19 protein-coding genes are annotated in these 19726 nt (G+C 42.0%); 15 read left to right on the forward strand and 4 right to left on the reverse strand.

Annotation, left to right across the window (positions count from 1 at the left end; translation table 11 throughout):
• The first annotated feature begins 29 nt into the window (after nt 1–29).
• The 15 genes from FGL37_RS17455 to FGL37_RS17520 all read left to right on the forward strand — a co-directional run bounded on the left by FGL37_RS17455 (nt 30) and on the right by FGL37_RS17520 (nt 15843).
• Entirely contained in the window at nt 30–626 is a 597-nt protein-coding gene (locus FGL37_RS17455) for an RNA polymerase sigma factor (RefSeq protein ID WP_028068798.1), read from the forward strand.
• Nucleotides 627–783: 157 nt separating this feature from the next.
• The gene (locus FGL37_RS17460; protein ID WP_028068797.1) at nt 784–1800 is read left to right on the forward strand and encodes a FecR family protein; all 1017 of its coding nucleotides are present in this window, start codon (nt 784–786) and stop codon (nt 1798–1800) included.
• Between the two features lie 134 nt (nt 1801–1934).
• A complete protein-coding gene (locus FGL37_RS17465; protein ID WP_028068796.1) occupies nt 1935–5168 on the forward strand; it encodes a TonB-dependent receptor in 3234 nt (1077 codons plus the stop codon).
• Between the two features lie 222 nt (nt 5169–5390).
• On the forward strand, nt 5391–6677 hold the full coding sequence (locus FGL37_RS17470; RefSeq protein ID WP_028068795.1) for a beta-helix domain-containing protein: 1287 nt from the start codon (nt 5391–5393) through the stop codon (nt 6675–6677).
• Nucleotides 6678–6747: 70 nt separating this feature from the next.
• Nucleotides 6748–7857 (forward strand): hypothetical protein, encoded by a 1110-nt coding sequence (locus tag FGL37_RS17475; protein WP_028068794.1) that lies wholly within the window; start codon nt 6748–6750, stop codon nt 7855–7857.
• A 238-nt stretch (nt 7858–8095) separates the two neighbouring features.
• Nucleotides 8096–8257, forward strand: a complete 162-nt coding sequence (locus FGL37_RS25410; RefSeq protein ID WP_160169463.1) for a hypothetical protein — start codon at nt 8096–8098, stop codon at nt 8255–8257.
• A 318-nt stretch (nt 8258–8575) separates the two neighbouring features.
• Nucleotides 8576–9112 carry a GNAT family N-acetyltransferase gene (locus tag FGL37_RS17480; protein WP_171019309.1) on the forward strand — a complete coding sequence of 179 codons (537 nt, stop codon included), beginning with the start codon at nt 8576–8578 and terminating at the stop codon, nt 9110–9112.
• Nucleotides 9113–9580: 468 nt separating this feature from the next.
• Nucleotides 9581–10261, forward strand: a complete 681-nt coding sequence (locus FGL37_RS17485) for a hypothetical protein (protein WP_028068792.1) — start codon at nt 9581–9583, stop codon at nt 10259–10261.
• A gap of 318 nt (nt 10262–10579) precedes the next feature.
• Complete coding sequence (locus FGL37_RS17490) at nt 10580–11074, forward strand: helix-turn-helix domain-containing protein (RefSeq protein ID WP_051606566.1); 495 nt, start codon at nt 10580–10582, stop codon at nt 11072–11074.
• 95 nt (nt 11075–11169) lie between these two features.
• On the forward strand, nt 11170–12393 hold the full coding sequence (locus tag FGL37_RS17495) for a retropepsin-like aspartic protease (RefSeq protein WP_138096912.1): 1224 nt from the start codon (nt 11170–11172) through the stop codon (nt 12391–12393).
• Nucleotides 12394–12515: 122 nt separating this feature from the next.
• A complete protein-coding gene (locus FGL37_RS17500; RefSeq protein WP_138096914.1) occupies nt 12516–12743 on the forward strand; it encodes a hypothetical protein in 228 nt (75 codons plus the stop codon).
• Between the two features lie 238 nt (nt 12744–12981).
• Nucleotides 12982–13545 carry a Crp/Fnr family transcriptional regulator gene (locus FGL37_RS17505; protein ID WP_028068791.1) on the forward strand — a complete coding sequence of 188 codons (564 nt, stop codon included), beginning with the start codon at nt 12982–12984 and terminating at the stop codon, nt 13543–13545.
• A 101-nt stretch (nt 13546–13646) separates the two neighbouring features.
• Entirely contained in the window at nt 13647–14036 is a 390-nt protein-coding gene (locus FGL37_RS17510) for a RidA family protein (protein WP_028068790.1), read from the forward strand.
• 116 nt (nt 14037–14152) lie between these two features.
• Nucleotides 14153–14635: a DinB family protein gene (locus FGL37_RS17515; RefSeq protein ID WP_028068789.1), complete on the forward strand. Its 483-nt coding sequence runs from the start codon at nt 14153–14155 to the stop codon at nt 14633–14635.
• A gap of 260 nt (nt 14636–14895) precedes the next feature.
• Complete coding sequence (locus tag FGL37_RS17520) at nt 14896–15843, forward strand: alpha/beta fold hydrolase (protein ID WP_028068788.1); 948 nt, start codon at nt 14896–14898, stop codon at nt 15841–15843.
• A gap of 248 nt (nt 15844–16091) precedes the next feature.
• On the opposite strand, the gene FGL37_RS17525 is transcribed toward FGL37_RS17520, so the two are convergent.
• From FGL37_RS17525 to FGL37_RS17540, 4 genes are all read right to left on the reverse strand, one after another.
• Nucleotides 16092–16508, reverse strand: a complete 417-nt coding sequence (locus FGL37_RS17525) for an organic hydroperoxide resistance protein (RefSeq protein WP_028068787.1) — start codon at nt 16506–16508, stop codon at nt 16092–16094.
• A 273-nt stretch (nt 16509–16781) separates the two neighbouring features.
• Nucleotides 16782–17546: a LytR/AlgR family response regulator transcription factor gene (locus FGL37_RS17530; RefSeq protein ID WP_028068786.1), complete on the reverse strand. Its 765-nt coding sequence runs from the start codon at nt 17544–17546 to the stop codon at nt 16782–16784.
• On the reverse strand, nt 17527–18558 hold the full coding sequence (locus FGL37_RS17535) for a sensor histidine kinase (RefSeq protein WP_028068785.1): 1032 nt from the start codon (nt 18556–18558) through the stop codon (nt 17527–17529). Before FGL37_RS17535 ends, FGL37_RS17530 begins: the two co-directional genes overlap by 20 nt.
• A 108-nt stretch (nt 18559–18666) precedes the next feature.
• Nucleotides 18667–19713 carry an alpha/beta fold hydrolase gene (locus FGL37_RS17540; protein WP_028068784.1) on the reverse strand — a complete coding sequence of 349 codons (1047 nt, stop codon included), beginning with the start codon at nt 19711–19713 and terminating at the stop codon, nt 18667–18669.
• Between the last annotated feature and the right edge of the window lie 13 nt (nt 19714–19726).

The raw sequence follows: 19726 nt of genomic DNA on the forward strand, positions 1-19726 counted from the left end.
TTTGAGTCATTACCATCAGTATACTTGTTATGAAAAGAAAAGCAACAGCAACTAACGAACAATTATTGGAACAATTGCGTCAGGGAGATAAAGCGGCATTTCAAGAACTGTATTTTCGGACGCGAAATAAGGTAATGGGCTTTTCTTACAAGTTTTTACGTTCTCAGGAAGACGCAAAGGAACTCACGCAGGAGATCTTTGTAAAGCTCTGGGAAAACCGTGAAAAAATAGAATCCAGTAAAAATATAGAGACTTTGTTGTACGTTATGGTCCGTTACAGCATGCTTGATCTGTGGAAGCGAAAACTGAGATATGATAATTTTCTTGAAACGCAAAGCAGGGTTGAGCAGCATCATGACTCCACTGCGCAATATATAGACTATCAGGAATGTTATGCGGTGTTATCCAAATCGATAGAAAGCCTGCCACAACAAGCGCAAAAAGTATATCGTCTAAGCCGCGAAGAAGGACTGTCCCATCAGCAAATCGCCGAGCAGCTTCAGATATCAACCCATACGGTCAGCAATCATATCAAAAGATCCATGCGTCAGATCAGGGCGTATTATAATAATAGTTACCCTGAGGCATTTGGCTGCATTTTAGGCTTAATTTTTTTCTTAGTTTAAGCATTTAAACATGTTGTTCCGGTCTCGGGAGCATCTGGTTTTCAAAATCGATTATTTTTTATTTTTTTCCTTTTCACTAGCCGTTGCGTTCTTGCCGATCTTTCTATAGATAAATAAGCAGAACGAAGTGCAAGATAAAGAATACATAAAGAGCATTATGGAACGTTTTCGTCGGGGACAGGCCACCCCAGCGGAAAAGAAAGCCTTATTGCACTATTTAGAAACCGAAAGCCGGGATATACAGATTGAACTCGTAGCCGAAGTTCTTGTCGACATATGGGCCGATGAGCCTACAGAACGGGAAGAAACCATTGAGACTACGCGGGAGTTTGACGCTATCTTAGACAAAATTCCAGATGCACCTAAAAAACGCAACCAGGTCCCAGTATTTAAGCTATTGTCCTACGCTGCCGCAATACTGCTGGTATGTGCGGTGACACTCAGCTGGTTTCATCTCCAGCAACCGGCCAAACAGAAGACTGCACCGGTGATAAGCTGGTCCAGCAAAACTACAGCCGATGGACAGAAAGTAAAAATCAGACTGAGCGACAGCACGATTATTTATTTGGCAGCTGGAAGTACACTACGCTGGCCGGATCGGTTTGAAAAAGGACAAAAACGAGAAGTAATCTTGGCGGGAGAAGCTTTTTTTGAAGTTAAAAGGGATACGACAAGCCCTTTTATTGTGCGCACGGGGAAGATAAGCACCCAAGTCCTAGGCACTTCTTTTAATATCTATGCCTATCCAAATGACAAAAGCCAGGTCATTTCGGTTCGTAGTGGTAAGGTCCGTATACTGGAAGGTGCCCAGTCGGACGAAAAGAAACTGGCCGATCTGACAGCAGGGATGCGTTTGACATATCAGCAGCAGACAATGCAGTTTTCAGTGGAAAAAGACCAGGATCCAGCAGTATTTAACAGCTGGATAGACAATCGCCTAGACTTTAAAAATGCGAGTTTGGATGAAGTAATGACCAAGCTGGGCAGGTACTATAATATCCGCTTTGATAGCAGAGGCGCCTGCCAACCGGATAGCTACCGTATCAATGCTCGCTTTGAAAATCTGCCAATTGCAAACATTATGGAGCAATTGAAATTGATGAGTGGAGGTAAGCTCCACTATCGAATCAATGGAGAACACTCCATTACCATATGGAGGGAGGGTTGTTCATGATCAAGTAAAGCACACCGCAGTTCCAATGGGCTGACCGTATACAATAATAAGAAAATAGAACCGTCCTGGGGCAACAGGACGGTTCAGAAAACAAATTTTTAATCACTAGAATAACTAAAAAATCGTTCGATTCCATGAATATAACTATATATTCTCAAAACAAAAGAAAATTTTTAAAATCTTACCATCAGTTTGTATTATTAGTTGTTGTTGGTTTGTTGCAATGCATCATACCACTGATGGGCGGTTGCCTACATGCGCAGGCGCTGCAGAAAAAAATAAGCCTTAATGTTACTTCAGCGCCTATTTCGAGCGCGCTACGCAATTTACAGACAGCATCCGGTCTGCAGATCAACTACGATGGCCGTATATTTTCCCCTGCCGCCAGAGTAAGCCTCCACGTTCAAAATAGCAGTACGGAATCTGTCTTAAGACAACTTTTGGCAAGCAGCCACGTCGGTTACAAAAATGCCGGTGGCAATACAGTGGTACTCTTTAAACTGCCGCCGCCTCAGGCACCGGGACGAGTAACCGGTACCGTTGTCGATCAACGTGGAGACCCACTGGTAGGCGCTACCGTCATTGTACAGGGGGTAGGTAAATCCATTATGACGGATAATAAAGGAAATTTTAGCATTGAATTGAAAGCAGGTATATATACCTTGGATATAACCTACATCTCGTATGAGAGTCAACGTATCACTGATGTGAAAATACGGGAAGGAGCGAGCACTAGCCTGAATATAGCCATGAAAGCCAGTGCCAATACATTGAGCCAGGTTGTTGTGACTTCTACATTTAAAAAGGCCAGTATTTCAGGTTTGCTGGTCAGACAGAAGAATGCACCGGAGATCAGTAACGGTATTTCAGCAGAACAGATTGCGTCCACGCCCGACCGTAATACGGGTGAAAGTTTAAAACGTATTGCAGGTGTCAACACTATGGACAATAAATTTGTGATTGTCAGGGGCATTGGTGAACGTTATAATGCAGCGGCGCTGGACGGAACAGTCCTGCCCAGTACCGAAGCGCAGAGACGGAGTTTTTCATTTGATATGATCCCAAATGCGATCGTTGACAACATAGTCGTTGTAAAATCAATGACTCCCGATATGAACACCAGCTTTGGTGGTGGACTCATTCAGATCAATACAAAGGATATTCCGACGGAAAATTTTATGACGCTGGGAGTCGGAATGTCCGTCAACGATCAATCAGTAGGAGAAGATTTTTTGAGCCGCAAACGCGGTAGATATGATTACCTTGGTTTTGACGATGGGCGACGGGATTTTCCGTCAGATTTGAAAACGGTGTCGAACATATCAACCATAGAGGAAATTGTTGATCAGACGCGCAAGTTTACACACGACAACTTTACCGTTTACAAGTACAAAGCATTGCCCTCCCAAAATTATCAGTTTACAATGGGCAGACTCATCAATATAGATACGTCGGGACTGAAAAAATTTGGATTTACAGGTGCACTGAGCTATCGTAACAATCAAATTATTACAAATATAGAGAGGAGTGCCCGCGGCAGCTGGAACAGCAATACCGCTATTGCAGCTTCAGGACATTCGTACGAATTTAACACCACCTGGGGCGGTATCGTCAACATGGGGCTGCAGCTTGGAAAGCAACGTTTTAGTTCCCGCAATACCTATACGCACCTGTATAATAACAGCTTTAAAAAGATAATGGGCGTGGATGCCGATAATAATTTTAATGATAAACCTAACCGGATCCGGGAGGCAGATGATCCGACTTTCACCACCTTGCTGCAGAATCAGCTGACAGGGCAGCACCAGTTCCAACAGATCAAATTGGAATGGAATGTTGCACGAACCGGTATAGATCGCAAGCAGAAAGATATCGGAATTGCCACTCAGGTACCTAGAATTATAGGAAAAGATACCCTCTTTTTTTATGATGTTCGACAATTGTCAGAGGCGCGATTCGAACCTATTTCGAAGCATTTTTATACCAATAGTGAAACACATTATTCTTGGAACATTGCTGCGTCCATACCCTTTGACCTTGGATTTTCGGAAAAGAACATACTCAAAGTTGGCTATTTTGGTATCCAGCGCAAGTCACAATTTGACTGGAAGATTCTTCCACTGGTCACGGGTACCACATTTGATCAGTCGTTGCCTTACTTGCCTGTTGGCGAGTGGCTAAAACCTGAAAACATCCGTGCTGATGGCTTTCTGCTTCTGTTGGATGGATGGGGAAATAATTACTATGCCGGAAAAAGCCGAAACCATGCAGGCTACTTCATGTTTGATAACAAGATCAATGCGCAATGGCGGCTGGTTTGGGGCTTGCGGGCAGAATATTATCGTTATAAAGAAATTAACAACCCGAGCAATTCATTGAATGAGAATGAATATGGAACATTTGACCGGCCGGAGGACAAAACCTGGCAATGGCTGCCCTCTGCGAATCTGACCTATAGCCCGAGCAGTGCGGTCAATGTACGTGCCGCCTATTCCAGTACCGTTGTTCGGCCCGAGATGATGGACAATAGTCAGTTCTTTAGCTACAGTGCTTATTATGATGGCCTTGTCGGAAGTGCAGGTATCAGCAGTACACGTGTCAATAGTATAGATGTTAAAACTGAGTGGTTTCCGGGATTAGGCGAGATCCTCTCCGTTGGAGGATATTATAAGTACTTTGATAAACCCGCGGAACTGATCGCCGACCCCACCTTGGACTATGGATTTAGATATACATTAAAAAACTCCAATTGGGCTAAAGTGTACGGCATAGAGCTGGAAGCCCGGAAGAATTTAGGTTTTATTCATGATGCTGCACTTTTGCAGAATATCACTGTCTATGGAAATCTGACTTATCAGCAATCTAAAGTAGAAGGTCTGGCGATGACCAATGAAGTCGACCCGGCCACAGGTAAAGAGATTATGGCACCGATGCGACAGAAAAGAGCATTATATGGTCAGACACCCTATCTATTAAACGCGGGGATACAGTATCAGGAGCAGCGGTTAGGTTTTAATTTGGTTTACAATAAGTCGGGCCGGAAAACATATTTTGTTACTGGGCTGCCCAGAGACACCGAATATGAACAGCCCAGGGAGCAGCTAGATGCACAGCTGAGTTACAAATTCTTGAAGTCCCGCCTTGAAATTAGGCTCAATGCCGGTAATCTACTGAATTCCATATCCGCATTTTATACCAACAGAGGTAGTTATGAAAAGAATCCCGATCATCAGGGTGGGTCTCTGGATTTCAGTAATGCTGAGAGATTGAAAGAAGGCTTTACAGATAATTATGAAGAAGGCGATTTATATACGTATAGGCAGCGTTTTGGACGGACTTTCGGAACAGCCATAACCTATAAATTCTAAGGAAAAGATAGTTTTAAAATAGAAAGGAGGATACAGTGGAAGAACAAAAGAAAAAAGCGAAAGGCTTTGCTGAAACGGACCTCTCGCTTAGATACAAACTCAAGTCAATTGCTTCCTAAAAAGAAAAAACAACCATCTTGCAGAATGCCTAGGGCACTAAACAAGCCGACTTGCCATTATCTGGCACAAATTAATAATTATTTAATACAAATCAACAAAAAAATGAAAACTCTAAATAAAACTTTAGCTATTCTAGCGATCGCTTCTACTTCGTTAACAGCATGTAATAAGGACAATGCTTTACAAAATGACTCTTTTGATAACCGCAGTACCGCGGCAGCGGATTATAGCCAGTCTTCACTGCCTGTAGTCACGATATCTGGAGATATCACAAGCAGTGTCACCTGGTCGGCAAGCAATGTGTATGAAATCAAAGGCGTGGTAACGGTGACTAACGGAGCTACGTTGACGATCCCCGCAGGGACTTATATTAAAGCAGCTGTCAATACGCCGGGGGTACAAAATGGTGTATTGGTCATTGCTAAAGGAGCAAAGATCAACGCTCAAGGTACGGATACCAATCCCATCGTATTTACAAGTCGTAACCTATTGGATGGAAATGCCGCAACTGTGGGTAAACCGGGTGATTTTGGAGGCCTGATCGTACTCGGTAATGCGCAGATCAATGATGCTGCTGGAACTAGATTGATCGAAGGTTTAGCTGATGATCCGAAATTCTACTACGGCAGCAGCAGCTCGGCGAACAACGCAGAAACCAGTGGTATTATTAGAAACGTTCGCATTGAGTATGCCGGATATAAATTGGCTGACAATATCGAGGTAAATGGGCTGACACTTGGAGGTGTAGGTTCAGGTACAACCTTAAGTAAAGTAGAGGTGGCCTGGGGACTAGACGACGGTTTCGAATTCTTCGGTGGCCGTGTCAATGGTTCTGACCTAGTTGCGTTCTCAAACGATGACGATCAGTTTGATTTTGACTTGGGTTACCAAGGTACCATTTCCAATTCGATTGCTTTTGCCAATAAAGTATCCACACATAGTGCCAGCAGCGGTAATAGTGATTCAAATGGCGCCGAGATTGATAATCATCCTTCTGTGTTTACAGCTGTACCTAAAACTAAACCTACTTTTAATAACGTACGTATTGTAGGTACCAAAGATGAAACGGGTATCACAGCTCCTGGATTTAAATCAGGTATTTTGGTTCGTCGTGGTGCGGAGCTGGCCTTGGTAAACTCAAAAGTTACGGGTTATAAAACAGGATTGCACATCAATACCGATGCTACCCCTTCATTGACTTCTGTACAAGGATCATCGTTATTCGGATTTACACTGGCCGCGACGGCAGGTTACACGAATTTAGGTACAAACACGATTGCTCCGGCAGCTGCTACTGCTCCGACCTTTGGTATTTCATCACAGCCGTTCTTCAATGAATCTGGATTCACATCTGGCCTGACTTATCCATGGGTAAAATTTAACTATTAAATATTGCTTAAGAAATCATGCTAAAGGCTGGGGGCAATCGAACGACTGTCCCCAGTTCTTAACTATTATTATGAGAAAGATAGACATATCAAAACTATTGCATTTATTTTTGTTGACGGCCGTTCTATTGCAGGCTTGTCAAAAAGGCGAACTGTTTGAATCTGCCACTCCAAAGATTGTACAGATTACTTTCGCTGGTTCTACTACTGTGCCTTTAGATTTTTTCTATGGCGACGCCATCGTTGCCAGTACAGGCGAGCAGAATAATACCCTGCCCAACCCTATAAAATTAAATACAACAGGGGGAGATCAAAAGATTTATATCAGACAAAAGGGGAAATCCGAAGTATTGAAGACCTATACTATTGCTGGAACTGATTTCAGCAATGTTATAAATATATACTATGATAATGGAAAAATATACGATGCTGGAATAAATTATAAATTACAAATCTACGCAAAAAATAGCGGGTTAGATTTTTACCTTGACAATCAGCGGATATACCAAAATCCATACGAAGGGCCGACACAGGAAACACTGACCATACCTATTGACAAAGGACAACAAAGAATGCTAACCGTTCGAAAGGTGGGCGCGGACGACGTGTTGATATCGAAAACTATCACCGATGCAGATAGTAATGCGGTATTGAAATTCTACCTCGACGGAAATGACCTTCTTGAGCATCTGACTGTACCGGCTTTGAAGAATCCAAAAGCCATGTCTGTGACTTTCAAACTGCAGACAGACATCCCATTTGGTGAGACAAAATTTGTTGGAGGTGATATTGATATAATCCCTTATATTCGAGATATAAATACTGGGGCGATCAAAAAACCTAGTCCTGAACTGCGGTTTACCGTTTCTACAAAAGCATCGTTTACCACGATAGAACTCCCGCCAATTTCGGAATCTGAATATTATACATTTGATTTGGCGAGAAAAGGAACGAATGAGCCTGCTTTTGCTAGTACTAATTCAGGCAAGAAAGTAAAATTGGGCTTGGGTAACTATGGTGTATTCTTTCTGCAAAGTCCGGAAACTGCTTTCTTTCTCCCCGGTGTGCGGGTCATCTGTATATTGTCAGTGACAGAGGAGACCGGCGGGAATAATTTTGACGAGTTATTTGTTACGCCAACGATCAGTGAATATCTGGCAAACTGGATTAACTTTCAGTAATCGATACGTTTTGTCTTAAGGCTGGGCTCGCAGTCCGGCCTTATTTTTTAGCGATATTGCCTCCGTACCGAAAAAATATTGAATGGCAACTTTTAGTCGTTCAGGATTGTTCTCACCTAAAGCAGGATTGATCCCGTCGGAACTTGCCCATGCCGGCCAACCGAACGTGCTATCGTACAGCAGTCGTAGATAGCTGGACTGCTGTGGAACAATTCAGTAAACTAAATGCAGATTTATTATGGATAATACATATTACGACCCCGAAGATCTTAACGAAAAAGCCCAAAAAGAACAAGAGGAGCTGGAAAATGAAGGCAATGCCTTTGCCAAGACGCCGGAAATCCGGCCACTATCGAAAGCCATAGCGGAAAACGAAGAAGAAGAAGAAAACGACCGTTAGCATTGGTGGGGCACGGATCTTCACTATTGCCGCAAATATCCTTTGGTTGACTTTTCTTCTAAAATGTTCTATATTTGTATACATGGTATTTATTATCTCCACATATTGCCTTTCTGATAGTGTGATTGCTTAATTACGCAGAAAGCTTCAATGCTTATCTGCGTCCTTGTATTGAGTATGAAACACACGCGGCGGAATACTCCGCTGCCCAACATTCTTTTATCCGATCCACAATAAAATAACTGCGCTAATAGTAGCTTGTAGAAGCTTAATTCGCCGTGGCAGTATTTAGAGTGGTATCAGCAACACACATAGAAAATGACAACATCAATTTATATCCGTCAGGAAAAACCAGAAGAGAGATCTCATGTTTTTAAACTCATCGAAGCAGCATTTAAAGACGTTGTACACACCGATCACCGAGAGCAATTTTTAGTCGAACGGCTACGCACATCACAGGCATTCATCCCCGAACTGTCTTTGGTAGCTGTATGCGAAGAACAGATTGTGGGATATATTCTACTGAGCAGAATTAAGATCAGGAGTGCAAGCATAGATCATGATTCTTTGGCTGTGGCACCTGTTGCTGTATTGCCGCAATACCAAAATAGAGGCATCGGGGGGATTTTATTGAATGAAGCACATGAAAGAGCCAGAATACTCGGGTTTAGATCCGCTATTTTATTGGGACATGCCACTTACTATCCAAAATTTGGGTATAAAGAAGCTGCATCTTTCCATATTCAATTACCTTTCGACGTTCCGCCGGAAAATTGCATGGCTATTGAGTTGGTCAAAAACGGACTAAGTGGGATAGAAGGTACAGTTGAGTATCCAGCTGAATTCTTCGGTTAGAAGCTCTCCACGAGCTGTGGAATTATCCAAAGCCGAAGTCAGCAGTCTATCGCAGCTGGCTTCGGCTTTCTAAATCTCTTTTCGCAAGACCGTAGACGACTGTATTACTATATCGCCTCGTTACCGCCTATGGCCGTTATCACGCGCGGAATTATTTCGTAATGCTTTGATCACAACTTTTCTTTTCGAGTTGACCTGGAGTTTTTCGTAATTTTTAGATATGTGACCAGACAGTATCCATTTGCGCGTTATTGGAAGGGACGTCACAGTAAGTAGGCAAACGCCTTGTTTCGGCTGTTCCGGCACTCACTTGGCATATTCATTGGAAAAAGCGGCTAGGTATGAACTATATGGGCAGCATAGCTGTTCAATGGTACAGGAACAACAGAAAAGCGACTGCGGATTTATGGAGTATTACCGTTATGCTTAGGGGCAGGAACAATATCTTTTGATTAAAGAGCTTTTAAGATGAAATTTGTCAAGGTTAATCGAGCCGTGTTACAGGAGCTGCAGACTCAGGGCTATAATGTACTGATTTCTCCTTCTGAAATCCAGGATCCCCAAAATATTACCTGGCAGGCTATTACTGTTGATCACGTCGACAATTGGATTAAATCACTGTTTACGCGTCGGTCTTCGGCCAGACCACACATCATGGTGATCGGCTATGCGTTGACAAATATTTATGAACGGAACTTATCCGGTAGTGTGTTTATAGAAAAAAATATAAAAACAAAGGATGATTACATTGAAGAAGTAGGAACCTATGGCGAAAAAATGTATCTGAGAAATGATGCTGTACATACAGGAAACTGGCATCAATATGATGTATTTTTACGCAGGGAATTTCCAGAATCAGCTAAAGGCGATCTCCTGGAGGCCCAGGAGTTAGCGGCACGGCTGGTCCAAATGAATAAAACGGAATTGGGGGATTGGATCGCCAAAAACCGTATCAATATGATGATATCTGACCTTTATTTTTTGGATGAAGGCAGTATTCTGGAAGGAACTGTCGAAATGGAGGAGAACCTACAGTTTATCATAGGCGACGGAATTGAGGAGGTCGTCGACTGCCCAATATCTCCCGACGATATACTCACACTCACCGATCATGCCGTATATTATGTTGATCCAATAGTAAAGAACTGAGCTTTTATGCAGGCTTCATAATCTATTTATGTATAAACGATGATTTAAGAAAGGTAATCAAACGGCAACAGCGGAACTTGCCGGCAGCTTTCTCCCGGTAAGTATACCAGCAGACGAACTTGTGGAACCCAGCGTTGGCTATATACGTTGATCAAATAATTTTGAAACTTAATACGAATACAAAGTATAGCCAGGTATCCCATTAAAAACGTTTATTTTTGAGTAACTTTAGTTAATGGTTGACTACTGCAAATTCATCACTTAAACATGAATAATCTTTTACAGATCAGAGAACAATTAAAGCTGACATAGGAAGAATTGGCCGAAAAGTCGGGTATTAGCGTCAGGACAATACAGCGTATCGAGGCGGGTCAGCCTCCAAAAGGATATACACTCAAGGCATTAATGAAGGCGCTAGAGGTAGAGGAGATGGATCTTATCAATATGACAGCAGTGCAAATGGAAAATTCTGAAACTGTAAAATGGAATAAGATTATCAACCTTTCTGCACTGCCATTGCTGTTGGCTCCTCCGTTCAATGTGCTCGTTCCTTTGTTATTGATATATCTTAAAAAACAGTATAACATAGTTAATCGTCAGCTCATTTCTATTCAGATCCTTGCCACTTTGGTTGCCATTGTACTTTTTATATTTGTTTTGATCCTCAATGACTGGCTGGAGGTTAAGAGTAAATTTATAGAACTCATTCCGCTCTTATGGATTTTTGCCAATGGAGTTATCATTGTCAGAAATGCTATAGCGATAGGCAGAGGTGCAAAACCACGTATTTGGCCAAATATCAGCATAATTTAGCATCTGTCGCGATATTGGCGGGTTATTGACGGGGGATTGGCGGCTCCTATATTTCAGTTATTTTGATCTGATAGCTTCTTTTGTGAAAAAAAATAATGAAAAGAACTATGTTTCAAAAGAAATTAAGGTATGCTGGATACCCGGTAAAGCTGCTTATCGTTTTTACCGTATTGACGAATAACTGGGCTTACGCACAGTACCGTAAGATTATTAAGGCCACTGATGAAAAAGCGTTTATTGAAGACGGTAAACATGTAAAAATGGACTGGCGGCTTGATCCGACTATAATCCCTGACATATATTACGTTAATATTCCCGCAAAGAAAAGTACCGTAACTTTTAAAACAGATCAGGAGCAACTGATCTTTCATACAGAACCTGGTAAAAGTTATGATTTTAAAGTTTTATTGAACAACAAAGATACTTGTAATATCCGTATCGCCTCGACACTGCCTAAAGATTTCCCGCGGATGCATGCAGCTGGAGACTATCCTTTACGTTTTCCTTTCAGGATGATCGGTTCGCGGATCTATTTTGACGGCCTGTTGAACAATAAAAAAGCCGTTATTCAATTTGATTTTGGCGCAGGCATGGGGGCTGTCAACAGAAACTCATCCGAGAAATTGGACTTGTCATTTACTTCCCATGTAACAGTCAGTAATACCAACGGTGTGAATAAAACAAGAAATAGTATTGATAATCTGCTAAAGATCGGAGCTACCACATGGCAGGGGGTGCCGTTTGCCGAAGTTAGCAATATGGAGCCTTACGAAGATGTTATCATAGGTAATACTTTTTTCAGGAATAACGTCATTGAAATCGATTACGATAAGATGGAGTTTATTGTCCACAGTACTCTGCCATCGAAGGTAAAGGACTATAAAAAAGCGACAGTTTTCTTCGAACAAAATCGTCCGAAATTTAAGGCCCGTTTTGTTCACAATGGCAAAGAATATGATTTCTGGTTTTTATTCGACACCGGCCGGGACGGTACCATGCTTTTGGGAGAAGACTTTACGTCGAGAAATGGATATTGGGAAGAACTAAAGCCTCTTACCATGATCAATGGCAGAAAAATCATCCGCCTGAATGCAGAGATCGCAGGAGTATGGTTTAATGACATCGTTACCAATGCAGCGGACCCATCCAAACCGGGAGGAAGATCCAGTCTTTTTGGCAATCAGATCTTAAATCATTTCAATATTGTTCTGGACAATAAAAACGGTATGATCTTTTTAAAGCCCAACAGTAGGCGCAACGAGCCCTATTCCGATTACAATAGCTATTTAAAAGAGATTGCAAAAATGCAGGGAAAATAAGGTGTAGGTTATAGTAATCATTTACTCTTTTTTTTGCTAAAAATATTAGTATATTTGAGCCGTTGTTTTGAACGTTATAGGTTTTCGAGTATACAAGGCTTAATACTGGTATAGATGAAAAGATGAAAGAGTTTATCATTAATTGTGAAATAGATGGGATACCCCAACAAATCGTGCTGGGCGAGCTATATGGTGGACGACGATATCATGTGTATATAAACAAACGTTTTGTGACCTCTGTCGTTTTGCGACATGGCGACTGGGTGATGTTGTGCAACAACCCGAGCTGGCTGACCACTGATGAACTTACGATCTTTGTTGAATACATCAACGGTATACATTCAGACTAACTTGTCGTCTCCGCCTATTTGTTGTAATAGGCCGAAATGGCAAAGATTTACTGAAATAAAAACTTGCCCGGGGATAAATTGAATATAACGTGTATTCCATAGCTTAAGAAAAAAAATTGTTGAGTTATGTCTACCCTTTCTAAAGGTAAAATATAATGGTTAAATTTATACAGTACTTTTGAAGTGTATTATGTACTACAGGTGGCAAGGGTAACGAGCTCTGTAATAATTGTTTTTGATGTTAGATATATTAATTAAACATATAGAAGAGGTAGTTTCGTTAACTCCGGAGGAGGCCGAATTCATTGTAAACCATTTTAAACTCAAAAGATATAAAAAGCATCAATTCATTATCCAGGAAGGTGATAAAGCGATTTACCATTATTTTATCATATCAGGCCTGACCAAATTAGTGTATTTGGATCAGTCAGGAAAAGAGCATATCGTTTCATTTGCTATGGAAGATTGGTGGGAAAGTGATTTTTATGCATTCTATACTGGGACACCCGCGACTTTATCCCTGATCTGTTTGGAAGATACAACGGTACTTGCATTAAACAATGCCGATTATTTCAAACTGTGTCAAGAAAGTCCTACCATGCAGCGGTTCTTTTTAGAAAAGGCAAACTTTGGATACCTAGGTATGCAACGCCGTGTGCTCTCTTCTTTGACGTTGAATGCGGCACAACGTTATGAACAATTTCTTAAACAGTATCCGAAGCTTAGCAATAGGATTCCAAAAAGCCAATTAGCCGCTTATCTCGGAGTCTCAAGAGAAACCTTGAGTAGGTTGAACCTGTGATATTTATCACAGCAAAATTGTGAGGTTTATCAACCTCATCTGCTAGCATTGTTTTTCAATTTTGTGTTGTTAAGAATTTTACACAATTAATTTAAATCACAATGGAAATTAATGCGACAAACCCATGGAAGTGGCAAGATGCCAGAAGTTACTCACAGGCTATCGAAGTTAAGAATGCAGAGGGAACACTATATGTTTCAGGACAGACAGCAATCGATGACGATGGAGTATCTAGCACTGAGGACATGAAAACACAGTTAATAAAAAGCTTGGAAAATCTAGAAAGGGTGATTACAGAAGCAGGTTACTCTTGCGGTAATATTGTTAGACTGAATATATATACAACCTCCACCCAAGAATTGTGGCCGCATTTTCCAGTTTTTCAGGATTGGATTGCCAAGCATGGAACGAGGCAGGCAACTACTTTATTAGAAGTCGTCAGTCTTTTCGAAACGTTAAAAGTTGAATTGGAAGCTACCGTAGTAAAATGATTAAGGATGCGGCCCAACAGGCTGATGTGTGAGACGGTCTTTTGATATCTGTAGCGTGCCTGCGCCGAGTAAGCGAAGGCACGCTACATGCCAATTTAAAGACAATAACTAGTAAAATGGAACATACAAACTCATATTTTGAATATCAATATCGTTTGGTTCAAGGATCAAGAAAAACACTTTTTGATTATTGTAAGCGTATTTCGAATGAGAATTTTCTAAACCAGAACAGCTCTTTTGGGCGTGGAGGAAGCATCCGAAATCTGCTGGTCCATATCGCAAATACCTATGAATATTGGATTGTTAAACATGCATTGGATAACGACATAGCCTTTACCGAATATACAAGCATAAATGACATAGATGCAGTAGTAGAAATGTTCGGGTTGATTGATACTGAAATTATTGATTTTTCCCACAGATACGAGTCTTCTAAACTTATGCCGATAGACTTAAAGCTAAACGGAGTCACAAAAACGACAACCCCATTGGAGCTGTTTACCCATGTGATCACACATGAGTTCCATCACAAGGGGCAAATTCTTTCGTTGAGTAGGCATTTGGGGTACGTGCCCATAGATACAGATATCATTAGATAACAAGAAGATGTATAATGAGTCATATGCAGTCGCGGGCAACATTCCTTATGCACCAAGACTGGATGTTAAATTTTGTCAATAGCAGTAACATTGCTGTACATACGGACAGATTCCGTGCCGGATCAACAAAGGATAGGGAGCATCGATGTTTGAGATTTAGAATGTCGTGCTCAGCGATGAATTTGTCCGATTCAACGAGTTTACCCGTGTTTTGTCCAGGTGATTGCCCTAAGTTTGGTCTATAATCAAACATAAAAACAATGAAAGCAATTACAAAATTTACAATTACAGGCGTCTTATGTGCGGCTCTTTTTTCCACAATGGCCAATTCATGCCGCAACGACAATGATTTCCCAACTGATCAGGAGGCGATAGTGGTGAATCATAACAACGCAAAGACAAAATTTATCAATGTAAAAGGAACCGATTTCGCCTACCGGAGCTGGGGGAAAGAGTGGGGGACTCCTTTGGTATTATTGCCCGGGACCGGAGGTTCTATGGATGACTGGGATCCGGCAGTGACTGATGGACTGGCTAAGCAATACCAATTGATCATATTCGATAATAAAGGCGTTGCCTCGTCCAAAGGAAATACTCCCAGCACGGTACAGGCAATGGCCAACGATGCCATTGATTTTATCAAAGCCATGAATCTTGGGAAAGTCAATATTATGGGGTTCTCCATGGGGGGATTTGTGGCACAAAGAATCGTTCTGACCGAGCCTGCACTGATCAATAAAATTATTTTAGTCGATAGCGGACCTAAAGGTGCGATCGGCCTTGCCAACTTGCCGAATATTATCGCTGGAAGTGCAGGGCTAAGCCCAGAACAATCCTATCTGAAATTCGGATTTACGGATTCACAGGTAAGCATTTCGGCGGGTAAAGCCTCCTATGCCCGGGTGCATTTGCGTACCATTGACCGTGATCTTGCACTGAGCGATGCAACATCCGCTGCGCAATTTACCGCTGTACTAGCCTGGGCTCAGCCTGACCCAGAGGCGCTTAATGAGATCAAAAACATCAAAAAACCTGTGTTAATTGTTCACGGTGATAAGGATCTTCCCATCTCCGTGCAGAATGCGTACAATATGAAACAGAATTTAGAAAATGCCACACTTTTAGAGTTTGCTGATTCGGGTCACGCAGCTTTCTATCAGAATTATGAAGCATTTTTGGGAAAAGCAGTCGCATTTTTGGCTAAATAGTTCATATCGCACAGCTGTTTCAATCGCCAATAGCCTATTTCTAGGTGTAAACAATAAGGGTAGATCATGATAAAGATGATCTACCCTTATTGTTTTTAGCGATTTCCATTTGAAAGAGCTTCAACATTTCCTCAGGCAACTATGGCTGTTGCCGTCAATATCACCTCAGACATTAGCTCTCTTGGCTAGTCACCAAGTCCTGTAGAAACCATCTGAAACCAGCGAAAGACGAGTCTCAGTCGCTCAGATTAGATGAGTGTTGTGGAAACGTTGATATTGCCTCTTGTTGCCTTGGAATATGGACAGGTCTGGTGGGCAAGCTGGATAAGCTGCTCCGCAATGGCTTTATCAATTCCGGGAAGGCTGATATATAACCTAGCCTGTAATAGGTAGGCCTCACCTGTCATTCCTAAATCTATCTCCGCATCCACAAACGTTTCTTTGGGCAATATTGTTCCTAGTTTTTTTGCCGCCAGCCCTAGCGCACCGATATAACAGGCTGACCAGCCAGCTGCAAAAAGCTGCTCAGGATTAGTTCCTTTGCCAGATGATCCCGGTGCTGAAAGTACAATGTCCAATTTTTCGTCGCTACTTTTAGCGCTTCCTGCTCTACCGCCAATTGTGCGGGTTTTTGCTGTGTACAATACTTTTTCGATGTTACTCATGTTTTCGTTGTTTTGTGGTTTAAAATTTATTGATTCTCATTTTCAGTCCGCATTACGGTATCTGATGCTTACAAAGAGAGCATAAAATACGCCCCGATCACAGTGAAAACTGTGGCAAGCGGACATATTAACAGCTGAGACGGACACCTAAAATAATGAAGCAGGCATCGGCCTTCGCAGTAATTATGCTCTGGGGGGGGAGTGCATAAAAAAATGCCACTGGGCTCACAGTGGCATTTAAGTACATTTACAGGGGCGTCGCTGGAAACCGGATCAACGGTCTTCGAGCCAGTTCAGGAACAGCGAGGTTTTATCCTTTCCGATCAAAAGCTTCTCCGCTGTAGGTACGGTCAATTTCACAAACAGCTTTCTTCCAAAATAATGCTCGACTTCTTTGACTGCAGCGAAGTTGATCAGGTATTGCCTGTTGAGTCTAAAGAATTGCTTGCTTGAGAGCAATCCCGCCAAATGATCCAAGGACTGATTGACGTCATATTCTTCCCCCTTAAAGGTGATCAGGGAAGGAGACGTATAATTGATATAGATATACGCGATATCTTCTGTTTTGACTGTCAGGTACTTATTATTCTTGAACACTAGAAAGCTTGTCTTTTTATTTTCTCCGCCACTGATCCTTGTCAGCAGTTCGGTAAGGTCATTTTCGGACACCTTTTGAAATATATTTTTGAAGTTATCCACTTTTTCAAAAGCATTTTTGAGATCTTGCTCCGAAAACGGCTTGAGTAAATAGTCAATTCCATTTTCCTTGATCGCTTCCATGGCATACTCCCCAAAAGCTGTACAAAAAATAACAGGACATACAATCTTCACAGATTTAAAGATGTCAAAGCTGATTCCGTCAGACAGCTGGATATCCATAAAGATCAGATCAGGACTGGCGTTATTTGACAGATAGTCAATCGCCCCCTCAACACTCTGGATCTTGGCAAGGATACGGGAATCAGGACGTAGTTTTAAGATCAGATTTTCAAGCGAGCGTGCAGCCTTGACTTCATCTTCAATGATTAGGATGTTCATATAGTATAGGAAGTTTTATCGTAAATGTATCATTTGTTTTGAGAATTACGATCTCTTTATCGGTAAGGAGAAGGTAACGTTGATTAATGTTTTTGATGCCGAGACCAGTGGAAGACTCTGGAATTTTTCTTTCTTGAAGGTTGTTCTCAACAACGAGATAGTCGGCTTCACGGTATAGCCGGATATGAAGCGGCTTCTCGAGCGAAACGATATTGTGCTTGATACAGTTTTCTATCAATAGCTGAAGCGTAAAAGGAGGGATGAGGGTCTCAGCGAGTTCAGCCCCCAAATTTTGCGTAACCAGCAAGCCTTCCTCAAAACGTGCTTTCAGTAAGTAAATGTAGGATTCCATAATCGCCAGCTCTTGCTTTAACGGGAGAACGTTAAGCTTGAGACTGTCTAGGGTAAATCTATAAAAATCAGCTAGTTTTATGATAAATTCTGAAGACTGGCCATCGTGGCTATCCACCATATATTTTAAGGTGTTGAGGCTATTAAAAAGAAAATGTGGATTCACCTGCTGCTTTAGGAGCTCATATTGCGCTTCAAGGTTGGCAGCCATGGAACGTTCGAGCTCACGGACAACCTGCTGGTTGAGGTGTGTCTGGTATAAAATGTGGATAAACATGTAAAATGTCAAATTGATCAGTATACCCCTGACTTCATACATGAGCATTTTGGGGCCGAAATTTAAATGCGAAAGGATATAATACTGAAGCGATGACAACAGAAACATCAGCACGAGTCCGACACCAAGCCCCTTAAAGAGCTGCGAGGAGATCACACTTTTGCGCCCTGTTTTTTTTGTGTACGCAGGTATCGTGTATATATTATAATACCAGATCAATAATGCAAAGCCTGATGTGACGGCAAAATCAGCAATACCTTCGGCCGGATCAAAATGATGATCAACAATCTTTGGTATCGACGTTAATATTCCCAGTGAAATGGAGCTGATCCATATTAAACGGTTTGAGATCCTAAAGGGAGCTTGCTTCTTAGGCTTAAACATGATAATGAGATTTATAACGAAAACACGTTGAGGTAAAAATATTTAAATTTTAACCATAAACAATAAAAAAAACTGCAGATCTTTATCTAGCGTATTCTTATCATACGATTAGTCTGCCAAGGCCATGGTATCGGCCTCAATGATGGCGTTGGCAAATGCCTGAGGTGCTTCCTGCGGCAAATTATGGCCGATTCCGCCAGTCAGCGTGTGATGCTTATATTGTCCACTATATTTGGATGCATAGCTTGATGGGGGTGGATATGCGGCTCCGTTTGCATCACCTTCCAGCGTGACTGTCGGAACCGAAATGACAGGTAATTTGGCGAGTTTGGCTTCCAAAGCGTCATATTGTTGCTCTCCTTTAGCCAGTCCTAGCCGCCAACGATAATTGTGGACAACGATAGCGATATGGTCCGGATTGGCAAATGCCTTGGCAGAGCGCTCATACGTCTCTTCATCAAAATTCCATTTGGGGGATGCTGTTTTCCAGATCAGCTTGTTGAATTCCTCCGTATTGGCCTTATAGCCTTTGTAACCTCTTTCCGTCGCGAAGTAATACTGATACCACCATAAGAATTCGGCATTAGGAGACAGGGGATTTTCATTCGCCTTGGGGCTACCGATCAGGTACCCACTCACAGCAACCAATGCTGTACAACGTTGGGGCCAGAGTGCAGCGATAATATCTGCTGTCCGTGCTCCCCAGTCAAAACCGCCTATTATCGCTTTGTCAATCTGCAGGGCGTCCATAAATTTGATGATATCAAGCGCTACCGCGGATTGCTGGGCGTTGCGCATCGTTTTAGGAGAAAGGAAAGTCGTCGTCCCGTATCCCCTTAGGTAAGGAACGAGAACCTGATATCCCTTCGCAGCCAGAATTTCAGACGATTTCTCAAAACTATGGATATCATACGGCCATCCATGCAGGAGGATAACAGGTTTTCCCGTTTTCGGGCCTACTTCTGCATAGCCCACGTTTAGCAGGCCAGCCTTGACGGTTTTGGTCTGCTGAAAATTGGTGTGGACGGCGCCATACACTTCTTGTTTTTTTTCATCAGCCGAGTTTTGTGCGTATACCCTTGGCGCACCAATGGATAGTAGCATGATCATAGACCACATCAGCGTGCCTTTTCCAATGTTTAGTTTCGTATTCATATTGTGCTATTTT

The organism is Sphingobacterium thalpophilum, assembly GCF_901482695.1.
Taxonomy (GTDB): Bacteria; Bacteroidota; Bacteroidia; order Sphingobacteriales; family Sphingobacteriaceae; genus Sphingobacterium; species Sphingobacterium thalpophilum.